The organism is Paucilactobacillus kaifaensis, assembly GCF_005405145.1.
Taxonomy (GTDB): domain Bacteria; phylum Bacillota; class Bacilli; order Lactobacillales; family Lactobacillaceae; genus Paucilactobacillus; species Paucilactobacillus kaifaensis.
Genome location: NZ_BJDM01000002.1, coordinates 43006 through 62170, shown reverse-complemented (window position 1 = coordinate 62170; position 19165 = coordinate 43006). Strand labels below are relative to the sequence as shown.

At 38.7% G+C, this 19165-nt stretch carries 25 protein-coding genes, 1 other RNA gene and 1 other annotated feature; of the genes, 23 read left to right on the top strand and 3 right to left on the bottom strand.

The window, feature by feature from the left end:
- The first annotated feature begins 4 nt into the window (after positions 1 to 4).
- From secE to rplL, 6 genes are all read left to right on the top strand, one after another.
- Positions 5 to 184, top strand: a complete 180-nt coding sequence (gene secE, locus FFM51_RS01870) for a preprotein translocase subunit SecE (RefSeq protein ID WP_137596972.1) — start codon at positions 5 to 7, stop codon at positions 182 to 184.
- Positions 185 to 296: 112 nt separating this feature from the next.
- Positions 297 to 845: a transcription termination/antitermination protein NusG gene (nusG, locus tag FFM51_RS01865; RefSeq protein WP_137596971.1), complete on the top strand. Its 549-nt coding sequence runs from the start codon at positions 297 to 299 to the stop codon at positions 843 to 845.
- 141 nt (positions 846 to 986) lie between these two features.
- The gene (gene rplK / locus FFM51_RS01860; RefSeq protein ID WP_137596970.1) at positions 987 to 1412 is read left to right on the top strand and encodes a 50S ribosomal protein L11; all 426 of its coding nucleotides are present in this window, start codon (positions 987 to 989) and stop codon (positions 1410 to 1412) included.
- A 92-nt stretch (positions 1413 to 1504) separates the two neighbouring features.
- A complete protein-coding gene (gene rplA, locus FFM51_RS01855; protein WP_137596969.1) occupies positions 1505 to 2197 on the top strand; it encodes a 50S ribosomal protein L1 in 693 nt (230 codons plus the stop codon).
- Between the two features lie 36 nt (positions 2198 to 2233).
- Positions 2234 to 2348, top strand: a sequence feature (ribosomal protein L10 leader region).
- Positions 2349 to 2385: 37 nt separating this feature from the next.
- On the top strand, positions 2386 to 2886 hold the full coding sequence (gene rplJ, locus FFM51_RS01850) for a 50S ribosomal protein L10 (protein ID WP_137596968.1): 501 nt from the start codon (positions 2386 to 2388) through the stop codon (positions 2884 to 2886).
- A gap of 41 nt (positions 2887 to 2927) precedes the next feature.
- The gene (rplL, locus tag FFM51_RS01845; protein ID WP_137596967.1) at positions 2928 to 3296 is read left to right on the top strand and encodes a 50S ribosomal protein L7/L12; all 369 of its coding nucleotides are present in this window, start codon (positions 2928 to 2930) and stop codon (positions 3294 to 3296) included.
- A 114-nt stretch (positions 3297 to 3410) separates the two neighbouring features.
- Here the strand turns inward: rplL and nrdF are convergent, their stop codons facing one another.
- The 3 genes from nrdF to nrdH form a co-directional block, all read right to left on the bottom strand.
- Positions 3411 to 4388 (bottom strand): class 1b ribonucleoside-diphosphate reductase subunit beta, encoded by a 978-nt coding sequence (gene nrdF / locus FFM51_RS01840; RefSeq protein ID WP_137596966.1) that lies wholly within the window; start codon positions 4386 to 4388, stop codon positions 3411 to 3413.
- A 26-nt stretch (positions 4389 to 4414) separates the two neighbouring features.
- Positions 4415 to 6580, bottom strand: a complete 2166-nt coding sequence (nrdE, locus tag FFM51_RS01835; RefSeq protein WP_137596965.1) for a class 1b ribonucleoside-diphosphate reductase subunit alpha — start codon at positions 6578 to 6580, stop codon at positions 4415 to 4417.
- Positions 6581 to 6667: 87 nt separating this feature from the next.
- Positions 6668 to 6898: a glutaredoxin-like protein NrdH gene (nrdH, locus tag FFM51_RS01830; RefSeq protein WP_137596964.1), complete on the bottom strand. Its 231-nt coding sequence runs from the start codon at positions 6896 to 6898 to the stop codon at positions 6668 to 6670.
- Positions 6899 to 7119: 221 nt separating this feature from the next.
- On the opposite strand from nrdH, the gene FFM51_RS01825 reads away from it, so the two are divergent.
- The 17 genes from FFM51_RS01825 (at position 7120) to tsaD (ending at position 19106) form a co-directional block, all read left to right on the top strand.
- Complete coding sequence (locus FFM51_RS01825; protein ID WP_137596963.1) at positions 7120 to 7749, top strand: class I SAM-dependent methyltransferase; 630 nt, start codon at positions 7120 to 7122, stop codon at positions 7747 to 7749.
- Entirely contained in the window at positions 7733 to 8251 is a 519-nt protein-coding gene (gene tadA / locus FFM51_RS01820; RefSeq protein WP_137596962.1) for a tRNA adenosine(34) deaminase TadA, read from the top strand. Before FFM51_RS01825 ends, tadA begins: the two co-directional genes overlap by 17 nt.
- 53 nt (positions 8252 to 8304) lie before the next feature.
- Positions 8305 to 8391, top strand: an RNA gene (gene ffs / locus FFM51_RS01815) — signal recognition particle sRNA small type.
- 156 nt (positions 8392 to 8547) lie between these two features.
- Positions 8548 to 10302, top strand: a complete 1755-nt coding sequence (dnaX, locus tag FFM51_RS01810; protein ID WP_137596961.1) for a DNA polymerase III subunit gamma/tau — start codon at positions 8548 to 8550, stop codon at positions 10300 to 10302.
- A gap of 18 nt (positions 10303 to 10320) precedes the next feature.
- On the top strand, positions 10321 to 10635 hold the full coding sequence (locus tag FFM51_RS01805; protein ID WP_137596960.1) for a YbaB/EbfC family nucleoid-associated protein: 315 nt from the start codon (positions 10321 to 10323) through the stop codon (positions 10633 to 10635).
- 15 nt (positions 10636 to 10650) lie between these two features.
- Positions 10651 to 11250: a recombination mediator RecR gene (gene recR, locus FFM51_RS01800; RefSeq protein ID WP_137596959.1), complete on the top strand. Its 600-nt coding sequence runs from the start codon at positions 10651 to 10653 to the stop codon at positions 11248 to 11250.
- 64 nt (positions 11251 to 11314) lie between these two features.
- Positions 11315 to 11560 (top strand): YaaL family protein, encoded by a 246-nt coding sequence (locus FFM51_RS01795; RefSeq protein WP_137596958.1) that lies wholly within the window; start codon positions 11315 to 11317, stop codon positions 11558 to 11560.
- 29 nt (positions 11561 to 11589) lie between these two features.
- Positions 11590 to 12228, top strand: a complete 639-nt coding sequence (gene tmk / locus FFM51_RS01790; protein ID WP_137596957.1) for a dTMP kinase — start codon at positions 11590 to 11592, stop codon at positions 12226 to 12228.
- A 23-nt stretch (positions 12229 to 12251) separates the two neighbouring features.
- On the top strand, positions 12252 to 12581 hold the full coding sequence (locus FFM51_RS01785) for a cyclic-di-AMP receptor (protein ID WP_041094298.1): 330 nt from the start codon (positions 12252 to 12254) through the stop codon (positions 12579 to 12581).
- Between the two features lie 12 nt (positions 12582 to 12593).
- Positions 12594 to 13613, top strand: coding sequence for a DNA polymerase III subunit delta' (gene holB, locus FFM51_RS01780; RefSeq protein WP_137596956.1), 1020 nt, complete (start codon positions 12594 to 12596; stop codon positions 13611 to 13613).
- The gene (locus FFM51_RS01775) at positions 13614 to 13955 is read left to right on the top strand and encodes a DNA replication initiation control protein YabA (RefSeq protein ID WP_137596955.1); all 342 of its coding nucleotides are present in this window, start codon (positions 13614 to 13616) and stop codon (positions 13953 to 13955) included.
- Positions 13956 to 13972: 17 nt separating this feature from the next.
- Entirely contained in the window at positions 13973 to 14839 is an 867-nt protein-coding gene (gene rsmI, locus FFM51_RS01770) for a 16S rRNA (cytidine(1402)-2'-O)-methyltransferase (RefSeq protein ID WP_414691948.1), read from the top strand.
- A 13-nt stretch (positions 14840 to 14852) separates the two neighbouring features.
- Positions 14853 to 15620: an acyl-[acyl-carrier-protein] thioesterase gene (locus FFM51_RS01765; protein ID WP_170999543.1), complete on the top strand. Its 768-nt coding sequence runs from the start codon at positions 14853 to 14855 to the stop codon at positions 15618 to 15620.
- Positions 15621 to 15675: 55 nt separating this feature from the next.
- Entirely contained in the window at positions 15676 to 16671 is a 996-nt protein-coding gene (gene galE / locus FFM51_RS01760; protein ID WP_137596952.1) for a UDP-glucose 4-epimerase GalE, read from the top strand.
- Positions 16672 to 16794: 123 nt separating this feature from the next.
- A complete protein-coding gene (tsaB, locus tag FFM51_RS01755; protein ID WP_137596951.1) occupies positions 16795 to 17526 on the top strand; it encodes a tRNA (adenosine(37)-N6)-threonylcarbamoyltransferase complex dimerization subunit type 1 TsaB in 732 nt (243 codons plus the stop codon).
- Complete coding sequence (gene rimI, locus FFM51_RS01750; RefSeq protein ID WP_137596950.1) at positions 17510 to 18091, top strand: ribosomal protein S18-alanine N-acetyltransferase; 582 nt, start codon at positions 17510 to 17512, stop codon at positions 18089 to 18091. The genes tsaB and rimI overlap by 17 nt, the downstream gene beginning before the upstream one ends.
- A 1-nt stretch (position 18092) precedes the next feature.
- A complete protein-coding gene (tsaD, locus tag FFM51_RS01745) occupies positions 18093 to 19106 on the top strand; it encodes a tRNA (adenosine(37)-N6)-threonylcarbamoyltransferase complex transferase subunit TsaD (RefSeq protein WP_137596949.1) in 1014 nt (337 codons plus the stop codon).
- Positions 19107 to 19165: the final 59 nt, after the last annotated feature.

Below are 19165 nucleotides of genomic sequence, written 5' to 3'. Positions count from 1 at the left end.
ATTCATGCATTTATTTCGATTTTTTAAAAGTGTTGGTCATGAAATGAAATTGGTAGTGTGGCCAACTGCAAGTGAGAATCGCCGAGACACTACAATTGTTTTATCTTTGACTATCTTCTTTATTCTGTTTTTCGCGCTGTTTGATTGGTTAATTCAGTCCGGATTGCTAATATTTACAAAATAGCATGGTCAAAAGAGTAAAAATTTGATATACTCAGTCTTGTTAGAACTTCGTGTGGTGCGAAGTTTTTTTGTTTGGTAAAAAATGTCAGTTAATGATTTAGGAGATTTTAATCGTGGTAGAATCAGTGGAAAAACAATGGTATGTGTTACATACATATTCGGGATACGAAAACCGAGTTAAAAGTAATCTGGAGTCACGAGCTCAATCAATGGGAATGGAAGATTTTATTTTCCGGATCGTGGTTCCTGAACAAGAGGTCCGCCAGGTAAAAGATGGTAAGGCCAAAGAAACTGTTGAAAAAACATTCCCAGGCTATGTATTAGTTGAAATGGTAATGACTGATCAGGCTTGGTACATTGTGCGAAATACTCCCGGAGTTACTGGATTCGTTGGCTCTCACGGTGGTGGATCAAAACCAACACCATTGCTGCCGGATGAAGTTGAATTAGTATTACGTCGTCTAGGAATGAGTGCTCGGCATCAAGAGTTGGATGTTGAGGTTGGTGAGACAGTTAAAATTGTTGAAGGTGCGTTTGCCGATTTAACCGGTAAGATCACTGAAATTGATAAAGAAAAAATGAAGCTAAAAGTTAATATTGAAATGTTTGGTCGTGAAACGGCAACAGAACTTGATTTTGACCAAGTTGATAAGCTAGGCTAGATGTTAATAAATTCGTGTGAGATATTGTTCTCACACTTTTTTTATGCTATAATTTTCTGGTATGTCATTGGCATATGCGTGGGAGGAGCAAATCTAAGGCTCCATCATTACCACAACACGGACTTAAGGAGGTTATGTCTCGTGGCAAAAAAAGTAGCTAATGTTGTTAAGTTACAAATTCCTGCCGGTAAGGCAACGCCGGCTCCACCAGTTGGACCAGCGCTAGGTCAAGCAGGAATTAATATTATGGGTTTCACAAAGGAATTTAATGCACGGACTGCTGATCAAGCAGGAATGTTAATTCCAGTTGTAATTAGTGTTTATGAAGATCGTTCATTCGATTTCATCACTAAGACCCCACCTGCTTCAATATTGTTAAAGAAAGCCGCTGGTGTTGAACACGGTTCTGGCGAACCTAACACGAAAAAGGTTGCTAAGGTTACAAAAGCACAAGTGGAAGAAATCGCTAAAACTAAAATGCAAGATCTAAACGCAGCTAATGTAGAATCAGCTATGCGCATGATTGAAGGTACTGCACGCAGTATGGGCTTCACAGTCGAAGGCTAGACTAAACGTAGCAGGACGGGCACTTCACTAAAATGAATGTGCCAAGTGGGAGGTAACTCCGTTCGACCACATTTGCAAGGAGGAAAACACAGATGGCTCAAAAACGAGGTAAAAAATACCAAGACGCCGTAAAGAAAGTTGATAGTGATAAGCTATACACAATTGAAGACGCCGTTAGCTTGGTAAAAGATATTGATTTCGCAAAATTTGATGCAACCGTTGAAGTTGCATTCAATTTAAATGTAGATACAAAGCAAGCAGACCAACAATTACGAGGTGCCGTTGTTTTACCTAACGGTACTGGTAAAGAACAAACAGTTGTTGTCTTTGCTAAAGGTGACAAGGCTAAGGATGCGCAAGCAGCTGGTGCTGATGTCGTTGGTGACGATGATTTAGTTGGCCGGATTCAAGACGGTTGGTTAGACTTTGATGTCGCAATTGCAACTCCTGATATGATGGCCCAAGTTGGTCGTTTAGGTCGAGTTTTAGGACCTAAAGGTTTAATGCCAAACCCTAAGACTGGTACAGTTACAATGGATGTTACAAAAGCTGTTTCTGAATCAAAAGCTGGTAAGGTTACTTACCGGACTGATCGAGACGGTAACGTTCATGTACCAGTTGGTAAGGTATCATTTGATGCTGCTAAGTTAGTTGAAAACTTGAAGACAATTCAAGAAGTAATTGTTAAAGCACGTCCTGCATCTGTTCGTGGAACATATGTAACGCATGTATCAGTTGCTTCAACTTTTGGACCAAGTGTTAACGTTGATGTAGCTTCATTCTAGGCTTGACTTTTCTCGTCAGGTTGGTATACTGATTTAGTTCAAGTGAATATTTCACCTAAGACTCAGGTGGCGCAAGCCTCAATCATACCTGCCGAGGAATTAAAATTCTTTCTCTATGTCTTGGTGGACATAGGGATTTTTTTAACAAAAAATCCTAACTAATTTAAAATTTGGGAGGTGAATATCTAATGAGTGAAACAGCTATTGCAAAAAAAGCACAACTTGTTTCCGAAACAGCAGATCTATTTAAAAATGCCGTTTCAGCCGTTGTGGTTGATTACCGTGGTTTAACAGTTGAACAGGTTACTAATCTACGTAAAGATCTTCGTGATGCAGGTGTATCAATGTCTGTCATCAAGAATAAAGTTTTGACTCGGGCAGCTGATGAAGCTGGTTATTCAGACTTGAAGGAAGTCTTTACTGGACCAAGTGCTGTAGCATTTTCTAATGAAGATGCAATTGCACCTGCTAAAGTATTGAAAAAGTACGCTGATGAAATTGATGCACTTGAAATCAAGGGTGGTATTCTTGAAAAAGAAGTTGCTACAATTGATAAGATCAATGAATTTGCTACCTTACCAAGTCGTGAAGACTTGTTGTCAATGTTGGCATCTGTATTGCAAGCTCCAGTTCGTAATGTGGCTTACGCAATTAATGCAGTCATTGAAAAAGGCGAAGACGCCGCATAATGTAAAAACACTATTAATTTAAAAATTCGGAGGAACAAAACATGGCTTTTGATAAAGACTCAATCATTGCTTCATTAAAAGAAGCATCAATTTCAGATCTTAGTGATCTAGTTAAAGCAATCGAAGAAGAATTTGACGTATCTGCTGCAGCTCCAGTTGCTGCTGCCGGTGCTGCTGGTGGCGATGCTGCTGCAGCAAAGGACTCATATACAGTTGAATTGACTGAATCAGGTGACCAAAAGGTTAAAGCTATTAAGGCTATCCGCGACATCACTGGTTTAGGCCTTAAGGATGCTAAGGGTCTTGTTGACAACGTACCATCAGTTGTTAAGGAAGATGCTAAAGAAGACGAAGCTAACGACATCAAGGCAAAACTTGAAGAAGTCGGCGCAGTTGTTACTCTTAAGTAATTTAATATCTATAAAAAGGGATAATGCTAAATTGCATTATCCCTTTTTTAGTGTTGTCATACTATATGAATAAACAAAAAAGAATTCGATTTTATCCGAATTCTTTTTTAAAATTTATTTTTCGTTAGGATCTTTAATATTGTAATCGCCCGGTTCCATTGCTTCAACCTCACCCAGACGATAACCATTACCAACTTGTGAGAAGAAGTCATGGTTAGCAGTTGATGTTGAAATACCATTCATAACGATTGGATTAACGTCTGCTGCACTGTCCGGGAAGAGTGGGTCTTGTCCCAAATTCATCAGTGCCTTATTAGCATTGTAACGAATGAAAGTCAGAACTTCTTCTGTCCAACCTACTTGATCATACAATAAGTGGGTATATTTTTCTTCATTGTCGTACAACTCGTATAGAAAGTTATACATCCAATCTTTCATGTCTTGCTGCTTTTTCTCGCTTAATTGCTTAAGTCCTATTTGAAATTTATAACCAATGTAAGTTCCATGGACGGATTCATCGCGGAGAATCAATTTAATGATTTCAGCCACGTTATTGAGTTTGTTGTGTCCTAGGTAATACAGTGGGGTAAAGAAACCAGAATAGAAAAGGAATGTCTCTAAGAAAACGTTGGCAACTTTTTTCTTAAGCGGATCGACTGAATCATCCATGTACATCCCAGCAATCCGAACCGCCTTGTTTTGCAAAAATTCTTCAGAATCAGACCAAGTAAAGATTTCATCAATTTCTTCAGGTGTGTTTAACGTTGAAAAAATAGTCGAATAACTTTTGGCGTGAACTGATTCCATGAATTGGATGTTGTTTAAAACGGCGGTTTCATGTTGTGTGACAACATTTTTACGTAAGGCAGCCATTCCTTGTTCGGATTGAACTGTATCTAACAGAGTTAACCCGCCAAAAACATGGCCCACTAACCATTGATGATCAGAGTCCAATGTTCTCCAGTCACCAAGGTCGTTAGAAACTGGGATTCGTGTATCTAACCAAAATTGTTCGGTTAGTTTTTCCCAGGTTGCTTTATCAATTGCATCTGAGACTTGGTTCCAGTTAATTGCTTTATAATTTTTTGCCATGTTTCTCTCCTTAATAATCTATTGAACTAGATTACACAGCTTTCACATTGATTAGCACCAATTTCGTCTTGATCATCCGTGAAAGTTCTGATGTAATAAATTGATTTAATTCCCTTGTTGTAAGCGTAATGCCGTAAGATGTTAAGATCTCGAGTGGTCATTTTATCCGTGCGACCATTTTTCCATTCATAAGTTCCAGTTGCAATTGTAGAACGCATGAATAAAGTTAAACTCAATGATTGGTCAACATGTTCTTGCGCAGCAGCGTAAATATTGATTACCTTACGCATGTCGATATCATATGCCGATTTGTAATATGGCATTGTGTCATTGGAAAGGTATGGAGCTGGATAGTAGATCTTACCAATTTTCTTTTCTTGACGTTCTTCAATCTTGTTGATGATTGGATGCAAACTTGAAGTTGTGTCGTTAATATATGAAATGGATCCATTAGGAGCAACGGCAAGTCGATTCTGATGATACAAACCATCTTTTTGTACGGCAGCCTTTAATTCAGCCCAGTCTTTCGTAGAAGGAATAAAAATACCATCAAATAGTTGTTTAACTTCATCTGATTGTGGTCCAAAATCTTGTTCAACGTATTTATCGAAGTATGAACCATTAGCATAGTCACTTTTCTCGAAGTTATGGAAAGTGGTCTTGCGTTCACGAGCAATTTCATTAGAAGCTTTCAACGTCCAATAATTTAACAACATGAAATAAACGCCAGTAAATTCAACTGATGCTGGAGAACCGTAATCCATGTGGTTTTTAGCAAAGTAACTGTGCAAGCCCATGGCGCCTAAACCAATAGAATGAGCTAAGTCATTACCATGTTGGATTGTCGGAACAACATTAATATTTGAATTGTCAGTAACAAATGTTAAGGCGCGAACCATAGCTTCAACAGAATGACCAAAATCAGGTGCGGCCATGAGATTAACAATGTTGGTTGAGCCAAGATTACAACTTACATCAATACCCATTTTATCATATTTTTGTTCATTATTAACGACGGATGGGGTTTGAACCTGCATTATTTCAGAGCACAAGTTACTCATGACGATTTTACCATCAATTGGATTGTCACGATTAGCAGTGTCGATATTGATAACGTAAGGATAACCAGATTCCTGCTGTAATTTACTGATTTCGTCTTCTAATTCACGAGCATTAATTTTTGTCTTTTTGATGTTATCATTGGCTACCATGTTGTCATACTCTTTAGTAATGTCAACGTAGGAGAATGGGGTTCCATATTCGCGTTCGACGTCATAGGGGCTAAATAGATACATATCTTTATTATCTTCAGTTAGTTCATAGAACTTATCGGGAACTGTTACAGCCAATGATAATGTTTTTAGTCGAATTTTTTCATCCGCATTTTCTTTTTTAGCAGCTAAGAATTGAATAATATCTGGGTGAAAGACACTCAAATAGACAACTCCGGCACCTTGTCGTTGACCAAGTTGGTTAGAGTATGAAAAACTGTCCTCTAATAACTTCATGACTGGAACCACACCGCTTGCAGCACCTTCAATCCCTTTGATTGGATCACCGGCACCACGTAAGTTACTGAGGTTAATTCCCACACCACCACCGATTCTTGATAACTGTAGGGCCGAATTGATTGTGCGACCAATCGTATTCATATTATCAGTAGTTTGAATTAGGAAACATGAAACTAGTTCACCACGGCGTTTGCGGCCGGCATTTAAAAATGAAGGAGTAGCTGGTTGATAACGTTGATGGATAATTTCATCAGCCAGATCCAATGCTAACTGCTCATTACCATCAGCAAAATAAAGAGCGTTTAAAGCTGCTCGATCAATAAAGTTTTCTAGGTAGTATTCATTGTCATCTGTCTTTAAAGCATATTGGGCATAGAATTTGTATGCAGCCATAAATGATTTGAAGTGAAAGTCTTGTTCTTTTAAATAGTCATAGAGCTTTTCAATAAAAGCAAAATCATACTTTTCAATAAATGGTCGTTCAATGTAATCGTTATCTAATAAAAAATCAAAGCGTTCACGAAGTGATACAAATTGTTTGGTATTTGGAATTACATTTTCTTTAATAAAAGCTGCTAGTGCTTCCTGGTCTTTATTCAATGGAATTTGATTATCAACCGGGATATTAATTTCATTGTTTAAATTGTAGTACGTGACATTACCTAAATTTTTAAGAGACACTTTCAATCCACTCACTTTCTGCGATAACGTAAAAGGCAGGCCAATTAGATTGACCTGCCTTTGATCATTGTTAACTTGATCAATAAACTAGATAGCCAATTGCTTTAATACATCTGGACGAAAACCTGAGAAAGATTGTCCATTACCCAGTTTTACGACAGGTGTTGCCATAAATCCTTCTTGTTTCAAACGATCTATGTATTCTGGCTGCTCATCAATGTTGTGCTCCACAAAGTTAACATTGTGTTCTGTTAGGAAACGCTTTGTCATCTTGCACTGAACGCAATTATTCTTTGAAAATACTGTTACTTTACCCATAAAATCACCTTCGTATCAATAGTTTTGTTAATCTGATTAACTACTAGTATACAGCGCGAAACAAAAAAAGCAATAAAAAAAGTACCACATATTGTGGCACTTTTTAAAAGTTACACCACATATTGTGGTGTGGCAACATTTTGTATTTAACAAACGAAACTATTTTTTTTATGACGATAATACGATATGATGAACATATTCTAAAATTGGAGATCGAATAAATGAACAATCACTATTATACACAAAATCCAGATGTTTTACATGATAAAAAAGAATGGCAATTTGTTTTAAGAGATCAAGAAATGCGATTCATGACTGATAATGGTGTTTTTTCAAAGCATGCGGTAGATTTTGGTAGTCGAACTTTAATTGAAAGTTTTACGACAGAAGATTTACCAGTTGGCAATTTATTGGATCTTGGTTGTGGCTATGGACCAATTGGGTTAGCGTTAGCTAAGACCATCGCTGCGCAGCGAACAGTGGATATGGTTGACGTCAATGAATTGGCGCTGTCACTTGCAAGGGAAAATGCACAGTTAAACCAAATTGAAAATGTTAATATTTTTACCTCAGACGGCTATGAAAATGTGGTCGACAAGTACGCTGCCATTTTAACTAATCCACCTGTTCGAGCTGGAAAAAAAGTAGTTGATAACTTCATTGCAACTGCTAAAGATTATTTAGTTCCAGATGGTGAACTATGGGTTGTTTTGCAAAAGAAGCAAGGGGCGCCGTCTGCAAAAAAATTAATGAATGAAACTTTTGGTAATTGCGAAATAGTTGAACGCAATAAAGGCTATTATATTTTACGTAGTTCAAAACAAGGTGTTCTTAATGATATTGACAACTGAGCAAAAAAATCAATTTATGCAACTAGCATTAGATGAAGCTGATCAGGCACGGGTGATTGGTGAAGTTCCAATTGGGGCCGTAATCGTGTCAAATGGACAAGTCATTGGGCGCGGTCATAATATGAGGGAAAAGTTTCAAGATGTAACGTACCATGCGGAAATGTTGGCCATTAGTGAAGCATGTGCAAGTAAACATAGCTGGCGGCTTGAAGATTGCCAGTTATTTGTTACCTTGGAACCTTGTATTATGTGCAGTGGCGCAATTTTAAATGCGCGTATTCCAACTGTTATTTATGGCGCGGATGATCCTAAAGCGGGAGCAGTAGCAAGTCTGTATCATTTGTTTGATGATCAGCGATTGAATCATCAAGTTAATGTAGAAAGTGGATTAATGGCATCAGAATCGAGTCAACTATTAAAAAACTTTTTTAGGGCAGTGCGAAAGCGGGCCAAACAAAATAAACGTGAAGTACTTGCGGCAGCCCACAAGAAAAAATTGTAAGCAAGTGACTAGCATTTTTACAGTCATTATAGTATGATATTAATTGCCGAAAGGCCTTAGGGCAAGGGTGCGCTTACGAATCGTGTCAGGTCCGGAAGGAAGCAGCACTAAGTTAGAGGTGTCTTGTGCCTTAAGTTATTAGAAATCAAGTGGGATCGGGACAAAATATGTTTTTGTCTTGGTCCCTTTTATGTATTATCAAAAAATATGGTTTGAAGAGCAAATGGCACTACTTGTCATTGACGGCAGACCTAGTATAATATTTATCAAGACATTATTGGAAAGGAAGCAAACACATGAGCTACCAAGCATTATATCGTGTATGGCGACCACAACGGTTTGATGAAATTGTGGGACAACAGGTTGTTACCACCACACTCAAAAATGCACTCATTACCAAACAAACTAGTCATGCTTATTTGTTTACAGGGCCACGTGGAACTGGAAAAACATCTGCGGCTAAAATTTTTGCCAAGGCAATTAACTGTCACCACCTTAAAGATGGTGAGCCATGTAATGAATGTGACACATGTCAAGCCATTACTAATGGTCAACTAAATGATGTAATTGAAATTGATGCTGCTTCCAATAACGGTGTCGAGGAAATCCGTGATATCAGAGATAAGGTCAAATATGCACCTACTCAAGCTGATTATAAAGTATATATTATTGACGAAGTACATATGCTTTCAACTGGAGCATTTAATGCCTTATTAAAGACATTAGAGGAACCGCCAGCTAATGTAGTTTTTATTTTGGCAACGACGGAACCGCATAAAATTCCATTAACGATCATTTCGCGAACACAACGATTTGATTTTCGCCGAATATCTGCTGATGAAAGTTTTGCTAGGATGAAATTTATCCTTGATCAAAAGCAAGCTGAATATGATGAACAGGCCCTATGGGTGATTGCTCGTGCTGCAGAAGGTGGAATGCGAGATGCACTTAGTATCCTAGACCAGGCCCTCTCGTTTAGTGATAACAAAATTGATTTGGATAATGCACTACTGGTTACTGGTAGCGTGACTAAACAATTATTACATCAATATTTACAGCAGGTTAGCGATCATCAAAGTGGCCCTGCCTTAGAAACGATGCAATCAATTCTAGGAGCAGGCAAAGATGGTCAACGTTTTATTGAAGATTTAATTTCATTTGTTCGTGATTTATTGCTGTATCAAGAGGCACCAAGCTTAATTAATGTTGAGAGTACAGGATTGTCTGAGGAAGATTATCAAGCATTGGCCACTAAAATTGATGGTAGTGTTTTGTATCAGATGATTGACCAATTAAATGATATTCAGCAAGAAATGCGTTTTACTACTCATCCAGATGTTTATTTAGAAGTCCTAACGGTTAAACTAGCGCAGATCAGTGCAACGAGTCCAAAAGCAGCTACTGATACTAGTGCTAATTTCCAAATTGAGCAATTACAAGATAACATCACTAAACTACAACAAGAGATTACACAATTGCAGCAACGTCCAGTAGCACAGGCGCCTACGCAAGAATCAAAGCCAACTAGTAAAAAAGTATCTAGTTCAACACAAAATATGAAGATTAATCTGAGCAAAGTTTATCCAATTTTAGAGGCTGCAACGAAAGAGGATTTGGTTAAATTACGTGATATTTGGGGTGATATGTTAAACATGCTTTCGGTGCCTCAAAGATCATTATTGCATGTATCAAAGCCAGTGGCGGCCAGTCCACAAGGAGTAATTGTGGCTTTTGAGTACAGCTTTTTATACCAAAAAGCAGCGACGGACGCTACCTTGGAAACTGATATGGAAAACGATCTCAAAAAATTAGTTGGTGAGGCCCGATCAATTGTCTATGTACCTAGTGATCAGTGGCCAACAATTAGGCAGAATTTCATTAGTCAACATGCTGTTACGCACACCGAGACACAGATTGATGGTGAAGACGAAGATGACAGTGTTAAAAGTGATGAAACAAAAGAACCAGCTAATCAAGAAAATGATGATAAAATGATAACTGAGGCTCATAAGTTATTTGGCGAAGACATTGTCGAAGTCAAAAATGATTAAAAAAGGTGGAAGATTAAAATGATGCGTGGAATGGGAAATATGCAGCAAATGATGAAACAAGCACAAAAAATGCAAAAGCAAATGATGGCTGAACAAGAAGAGTTAAACAGTCAAGAATTTACTGGTAGCGCACCTGATAACATGGTGACAACTACGTTTACTGGTGATAAAAAATTAAAAGATATTAAGATTAATGCGGAAGCTGTTGATCCAGATGATGTTGATATGCTACAAGATTTAGTTTTAGCAGCAATCAATGATGGGCTTCAGAAAGTTGACGACGCCACCCAAAAGACAATGGGTAAATACAGTAAAGGCATGCCAGGCATGTAGAAGAAGGTTGTTTGAATGCAGTATCCTGAACCAATCGCACAACTGATTGAAAGCTATATGAAATTGCCAGGAATTGGTAGTAAAACAGCCACTCGGTTAGCATTTTATACGATCAGTATGGAAAATGACGATGTGACTAATTTTGCGAAGGCGTTAATTGCTGCTAAGCGAGATCTGCACTTTTGCAGTATTTGTGGCAATATTACAGAAGAAGATCCTTGTATTATTTGTAAAGATAAATCACGGGATCAAAGTACAATCCTAGTAGTAGAAGAATCCAAAGATATTATGTCAATGGAAAAGATGAAAGAATATCATGGCTTGTACCATGTCCTTCATGGCGTGTTATCACCAATTGAAGGAACTGGTCCAGAAGATATCAACATCGCTTCACTATTAACTAGACTACAACAACACGATGACGTTAAAGAGGTTATTGTAGCCACGAACGCATCTTCTGAAGGAGAAGCAACGGCAATGTATTTATCACGTTTAATTAAGCCCGCAGGAATTAAAGTGACACGACTGGCGCACGGCTTGTCTGTTGGAGCAGATATTGATTATGCGGATGAAATGACGTTGTTTAAAGCTGTTGAGGGCCGAACTGAAATTTAGAGCATGCCAATTCAATTAAGTAAGTTAATTAAGAAATTGACATTCTTAGTAGGAGAAGTAACCAGTGTTTAAGAAACGAACCGGAAAATTAAAACAACAATATGATCAACAACTGTTACAATTGATTTATGCGGCTAAGGCCAGCTGGGATCACGCTAAAGAAACACAGGCGGCAGTCTACGAGAGTGAAACAAATAACGAGTTGGCAATGCAAACTAAGCTGCAAGAACAAAAGTATTTGTACCTTTACCGTGAGGCTCGCAGACGGCAGGTACACGGACAAATGCAGCCGAATATTGTAGAAAAATAGCGATAAGTCGAAAATTGGGGTAGATAACTTTGGCAGGAAAATTTATTTCGTTTGAAGGACCGGATGGTGCTGGTAAAACAAGTGTCTTAAAAAAAATTGGTACTAAGTTAGAAAAACAACTAGGTTCACAACTGATATTAACGCGTGAACCAGGTGGTAACCCCATTTCTGAATCAATTCGACGAATTATCCTTGATCGTGCTAATACTAAGATGGATGCGCGAACAGAGGCGTTATTATATGCTGCAGCACGACGGCAACATTTGGTGGAGCAGATCATTCCAGCATTAGAGGATGATAAAGTTGTGCTGAGTGATCGCTATGTTGATAGCTCAATTGCCTATCAGGGCGCCGGACGTGAGATTGGAACTAAAGCAGTGTGGCAAATGAACCAATTTGCTACAGCTGGGTTAGAACCAGATTTAACAATTTATTTGGATATTGAGCCTGAGGAGGGCATCAAGCGAATTAAGCAACATCGGCAAAACGAAATTAATCGGTTGGATGTGGAGCAATTAGCGTTTCACAAGCGGGTTCGGGCAGCTTATTTAGAACTTTTTAACCAGTATCCGGATCGAATTAAGTTGATTGATGCTAGTCAGCCATTTGAAAAAGTTGTGCTGGCAGTTCAAAAAGCAATAACCCAAAAGTATCCTGATTTATTTTAATTTATCCGTTAGGAGTGATGATGATGAAAATGATTATTGCCATTGTGCAAGATAAAGATAGTAATGTTTTAAGTAACGAATTTATTGAAGCCAACGTCAGAGCTACCAAATTATCTTCTACTGGCGGTTTTCTACGTTCCGGCAACACAACTTTTTTGGTTGGAATTGAAGATGAACGTGTAGAAGAAGTACTAGCATTGATCAAAAAAACATCTCATGCGCGCGGCCAGTTTATGACACCACAAGTTAACATGGATGTTTCAATGGATGCATCTGCATCATATCCAGTTGAAGTTCAGGTTGGTGGAGCAACTGTTTTTGTTTTACCAATTGAGCAATTCCATCAATTTTAAAGTGTGGGTATAATGCAAACTATTCTTGAAACCATTAATAAAAATCAACCACAATTAGTGCACCAATTTGGGCTAGCAATTGAGCATGACGAATTGGCACACGCCTACTTATTAGTGGGTCCATCAGGCGTAGGCAAAACACAATTGGCGCAGTGGGTTGCAATGCGTCTTTTTTGTTTACATGTTAAAGATGGCCAGCCAGATGGGACCTGTGAAGAGTGCCATCGAATTAGCGAGCAATTACATCCCGATGTTTTGCTGATTGAACCGGACGGTCGGCAAATTAAAGTTGATCAAGTAAGATATTTGAAGGCAGAATTTTCTAAAAGTGCAGTGGAAGGTTCAAAGAAGATTTTTATCATCCGGGATGCCGATAAAATGACAGTCAGCGCTGCTAACAGTTTGTTAAAGTTTTTGGAAGAACCGAGCGGTGATTTTGTTGCATTTCTATTAACGACAAATAAAAGTGCCATTCTACCAACAATTCAGTCTCGTACTCAAGTTATTGACTTACCCCCACTGAATGCAGCTGCATTCACGACATTATTGCAACAACAGGGGATTCCCACAGCAGTTCAGGTGTTAGCCTCTAATTTAACTAGTTCTGTAACGGACGTGAATGAGCTAATGCAAGATGACTGGTTGATTAATGCTAAGACAGCAATTGAACAATGGTATCAATCAGTGAGTCAGGGAGATATGCGCGCGTTTGTGCTGGTTCAAACTGATATTATGAAGTTAGCTACTAATCGGGAGCATCAACAAATGCTGCTTACCATGATTATGTTGATTTGGCGAGATACAATGTTTGTAGCCAATCAAACTACGGCAACAATCAAAATTAGTTATCAATCCGTGATGCAGGCGATAAATCAAACAGTAGAACGATACAGTAATCGAAAAATAACCACAGTGGCCCAATTAACATTGGTAACCAGAAAACTATTGGATCAAAATATTAGTTTTCAAAATATTGTTGAACAATTAACGATTCAGATTGTTAACCAGTTGAAAGAAGGGCGGGTGAACTAAGTGAATGAGAGCTTAGACAAAAGTGAAATTTATGATCGGTTTGCTCAAGTAACTAAGCAAACTAAAGATCTGTTGGAAAATATGGAACAACTTCAAATTAAAATGACTGAAATTTTAGAAGAAAACGCCGAACTTTCGATTGAAAATGAACATTTACACCAAATAATTGATAAAGCCAAAGATCAAAGTGATCCTAGTGAACTATCGACTCCCCGGCAAAATTTACAAAAGTTGTACGAACAAGGATTTCATGTTTGTAATGAATATTACGGTAAGCGATTGGACCGCAATGAATCATGTACATTTTGTTTAGATGCAATTTTCGGTCGTCATCAAAAATAATAGTGGGGGTACAAATGGTGCAAACACAACAAAGTTTTGGCAAACAAACAAAGGGCGTATTGTACTTAGTGCCAACGCCAATTGGTAACTTACAAGATATGACGTTTCGAGCCGTGCAAACACTCAAAGATGTTGATTTGATTGCTGCCGAAGATACGCGTAATACGCAAAAATTATTGAATCATTTTGAAATTGAAACAAAACAAATTAGTTTTCATGAACATAATACGGGCGAAAGATTACCACAGTTGATAGAAAAATTAGAAAATGGAATGATGATTGCTCAGGTTAGTGATGCGGGGATGCCTTCTATTTCCGATCCTGGTCAGGAATTGGTAGCAATGTGTGTTGCTCACCAAATTGCAGTGGTGCCATTGCCAGGTGCTAATGCTGGACTAACCGGATTAATTGCTTCCGGGTTACTACCACAGCCATTCTATTTTTACGGTTTTCTTGGTAGAAAAAATGGGCAACAAGAGCAGGAATTAGAGCAGTTAGTCGCCCGTCCGGAAACCTTAATTTTTTATGAGGCTCCTCACCGTCTAAAAAAAACATTAACTAATATGGTGAACATTTTTGGTGAACAACGCCAAGGCGTTTTAGCGCGTGAGCTAACTAAAAAACATGAAGAATTTATTCGAGGATCATTGGCTGAAATGTTGGATTGGGCTGCTACGGTAAATGTGAGAGGTGAGTTTGTCATTTTATTAGCAGGAAATCATAATCCAGCCAAGGTAAGTGATTCCGCTGAAACGACGCCTGTTAACCAACAAATTGACCGGCTGATTGATGATGGGCTTTCACCTAATGTGGCGATCAAACAAGTGGCCAAACAGCGAAATTTAAATCGTCAAGAAGTATACAAACAGTATCATCAACTTTAGGAAGTGAATTTTAGTGAAGTTAGCACCGAATGAATTTGAAATTAAGCATCAGATTACATATTATGAGTGTGATCCAGCTGGTGTTGTGACGCCAGGAATGTTAATTAATATGATTGTGTTAGTGTCAGAACAACAAAGTGATGCACTAAAAATTGGGACGCAAGTGGTTAATGCCAATGGTGGTGGTTGGGTCATTACTAACTATGAAATTAACATTACGGATTTGCCCAAAATCGATGAAACAGTTTTTCTTGGTACGCGGGCAACTTCGTATAATCGTTACTTTGCTTTTCGGGAGTTTTGGGTTCGCGATGAAAGCGGGCACGAATACGCTCATATTACGGGAATGTTTGTCTTTATGGAGTTTGCGTCTCGGAAAATGGCTAAGATTCCGGCAGCAATTATTGATCCGTATCATTCAACTGAGGTAAAACGGATTCCGCGGATTAAAAATCCGGTTGCAATCGCTGATGATGAAAAAAGCACGACTAACCAATACCGGGTCCGTTATTTTGATATTGATTCTAACCGGCATGTCAATAACGCTCATTACTTTGACTGGATGTTGGATGTGTTAGGAGCCGATTTTTTAAAAACACATATGTTAAAGAAAATGAACATTAAGTATTCTCATGAGGTTCGTTACGGTCAAATGGTCAACAGTTTAGCCACCGCACCAAAACAAGATGAATACAATGGTCAATTAATGACTAAACATGAAATAATAGTGGATGATGTCTTGACAACACAAGCGAATTGCTGGTGGATTGACCGGCCGTAAATTGTTTTTTTGTGGTAAACTTAACCTAAATCTTGAAATTATTTGGAGGGATACAATGTCAATTTTAGTAGCTGGTGGCGCAGGATATATTGGTTCACATATGGTTGCACGCCTGATTGAACGTGGTCAAAGTGTGGTAGTAGTTGATAATTTATCAACTGGACATAAAGGGGCTATCGATCCAAAGGCTAAGTTTTATGAAGGTGACGTTCGTGACCGAAAGTTCCTAGACAGCGTTTTTGATGCAGAATCAATTGAAGCAGTGGTTCATTTTGCCGCATTTTCGGTTGTTCCGGAATCAATGGAGAAACCATTAAAGTATTTTGATAATAATACCGGTGGCATGATTACGTTATTGGAAGTTATGCGCGATCATAATGTTAAACGAATTGTATTCTCATCAACTGCTGCTACTTATGGCATTCCAACATCAATTCCAATTAAAGAAACTGATCCACAATTACCAATTAATCCATACGGTGAAAGTAAATTGTTGATGGAAAAAATCATGCACTGGACCGATGTAGCTTACGGCATCAAGTTTGTTGCTTTACGCTACTTTAATGTCGCTGGTGCAAAGCCCGATGGTTCGATTGGTGAAGATCATGGTCCCGAAACGCATTTAGTGCCAATTATTTTACAAGTTGCGCAAGGTGAACGTAACGAATTAAGTATTTTTGGAGATGACTATGATACTCCGGATGGCACGAATGTCCGCGATTATGTTCATGTAATGGACTTGGCCGATGCACATATTTTAGCGCTTGAGTACTTAGCCAAGGGAAATGATAGTCAAGCTTTCAATTTAGGTTCATCAACTGGCTTTTCAAATAAGCAGATGTTAGAAGCAGCTCGGGAGGTAACTGGTAAGCCAATTCCGGCCAAGTTAGCACCACGCCGGCCTGGAGATCCAGATTCATTAGTAGCTGCTAGTGATAAAGCCCGTAATATTTTAGGCTGGAAACCACAGTTTGATGACGTTCACGATATTATCAAGACTGCTTGGCAGTGGCATTCAACCCATCCAAATGGGTATGATGATCGTAAATAATAAATTTAGTAGCAAGGTCAGCAATATGGCTTTGCTTTTTTAGTTTATCCTACGATATCTAAGCAGCTCAGTTCATACTTTTGTGGTAAGATAGGTAAGATTAATTACGAGGGGATGGATGACATGAAAATTTTAGCAATGGATACTTCCAATCATCCACTAAGTGTTGCATTAGTTGAAGATGATCAGTTGATTGCTGAAACAACCCTTAACTTGGCTAAAAACCACAGTGTTTACTTAATGCCAGTTATTGAAAAGTTGATGGCTGGTGCTAGCTGGCAGCCAGAACAGCTTGATCGAATTGTGGTGGCAAAAGGCCCAGGATCATATACTGGAATTCGGATTGCGGTAACAACAGCAAAAACATTAGCAGCAACCTTAAAAATTGAAATGGTGGGTATTTCTAGCTTGGCATTGATTGCTGCCAACGTTGCAACAATAAATCCTGACCTGCTAGTCGTGCCATTTTTTGATGCTCGACGAGGGAATGTATTTGCCGGTGGATTTAAATATGAAAATAATAGATTAAATAATGTAATGCCAGAACAGCATGTTTCATTTGAAGAATTATTGATTGCATTAAAGCAAAAAGCTGAAAATGTGGTTTTAGTTGGCAATATTACTGATGTTTTTAAATCACAACTAGAACCATTCGATAGTTCTAAATTTAAAATTGCACCAGCAAGCGCAACGGTGCCATCTGCCTATCAATTAGCATTATTAGGTAATCAAGAAACACCTGTGGTAGATATTGATAAATTCATACCAAATTACCTAAGAGTTACTGAAGCTGAAGCTCAATGGCAAAAATTGCATCCGGGAGAATCAAAACAGTCTTATGTTCGAGAAGTTTAAACAATGGCTTAAAGCTGGCCGACAACAGCGGCGCCGTGAAGAAATAGCTACCACAATAGAGTTAAAAAATGCAGTCGTATCAATTGATGGTGCGGACTATTTTTTGGCTCGCGCACAAGTAACTGATGTGCCAGAAATATTACAAGTGGAGCAGCAAGTATATGATGCGACACCATGGAATGAAAGTGCATTTATTCAAGAAATCAGACGACAAAGAGATCGTCTGTATTTAGTTGTCCGTAAAAATGATCAATTGCTTGGCTTTGCAGGTTGTTCATTTGACCGATTAAAAGATGAGGCACATATTACGAATATTGCTGTGACTCCTGCATACCAAAATCGCGGTATTGGCCGTTACTTAATTCGCAAGTTAATCCGAAAAGCTGCACTGCTTGACATGGATAAGATGAGTCTAGAAGTTCGGGTTAGCAATACAGCTGCCCAGCGATTATATAAAAGAATGGGATTCTTAGTTAAAAATGTTAAGAAGGGTTATTATTTTGGCGACCACGAAGATGCGTATAACATGGTGTTAGATTTAGATTATCTGAAGGAGAACGAATAAGATGGCAACGCGAAATTTAATTTTAGCATTTGAAACGAGCTGTGATGAGACTAGTATTGCGGTAGTTGAGGATGGCAAAACAATTCTTTCAAATATTGTGGCCACACAGATAGACAGCCATAAACGGTTTGGTGGCGTCGTCCCCGAAGTTGCGAGCCGCCATCATATTGAGCAAATTACGCGCTGTCTTGATGAAGCATTGACAACGGCAGAGGTTACGTATGATGACTTAACAGCTGTGGCGGTAACTTATGGTCCAGGACTTGTTGGGGCTCTGTTGATTGGAGTGACAGCTGCTAAGACAGTTGCGTTTGCTCACCATTTACCATTAATTCCAGTCAATCACATGGCGGGGCACATCTATGCAGGCCGCTTTGTGAGCGAGTTCGAGTTTCCTCAAATGGCCCTGCTAGTTTCTGGTGGGCATACCGAGTTAGTGTATATTAAAAGTGAAAATGAATTCGAAATTTTAGGTGAAACGCGTGATGATGCTGCTGGTGAAGCTTATGATAAAATTGGTCGAGTGTTGGGGGTTAATTATCCTGCTGGTAAAACAATCGACACTTGGGCTCATGAAGGTAATGATACATTTGAATTTCCTCGTGCGATGGAAAAAGATGCAAGCTATGATTTTAGTTTTAGTGGGTTAAAGAGCGCGTTCATTAACACGGTTCATAACGCTGAACAACGAGGCGTTGAATTAAATAAACAAGATTTAGCAGCGAGTTTTCAACAAAGTGTGGTGGATGTCTTGGCTGAAAAAACGGATCGCGCATTGGATCGCTATCCTGTAAAGCAGTTAGTCCTAGCAGGGGGAGTGGCAGCTAATCTAGGACTCCGTGAGCGAATTGAGCGTGACATGCAAGAAAGACATCCCGACACGAAATTAATTATGGCTCCAATTAAATTGTGTGGCGATAACGGAGCGATGGTAGGCGCAGCCGGGTATGTTGCATATCAGCATCAGCAACGTGCTGAAATGAATTTAAATGCTGATCCAGGTTTATCATTTTAAAAATGTAGATGAAGCGGTTTAAGGCAAAAAAAGGGAGCGAGCCAAACAATTGAATGTCT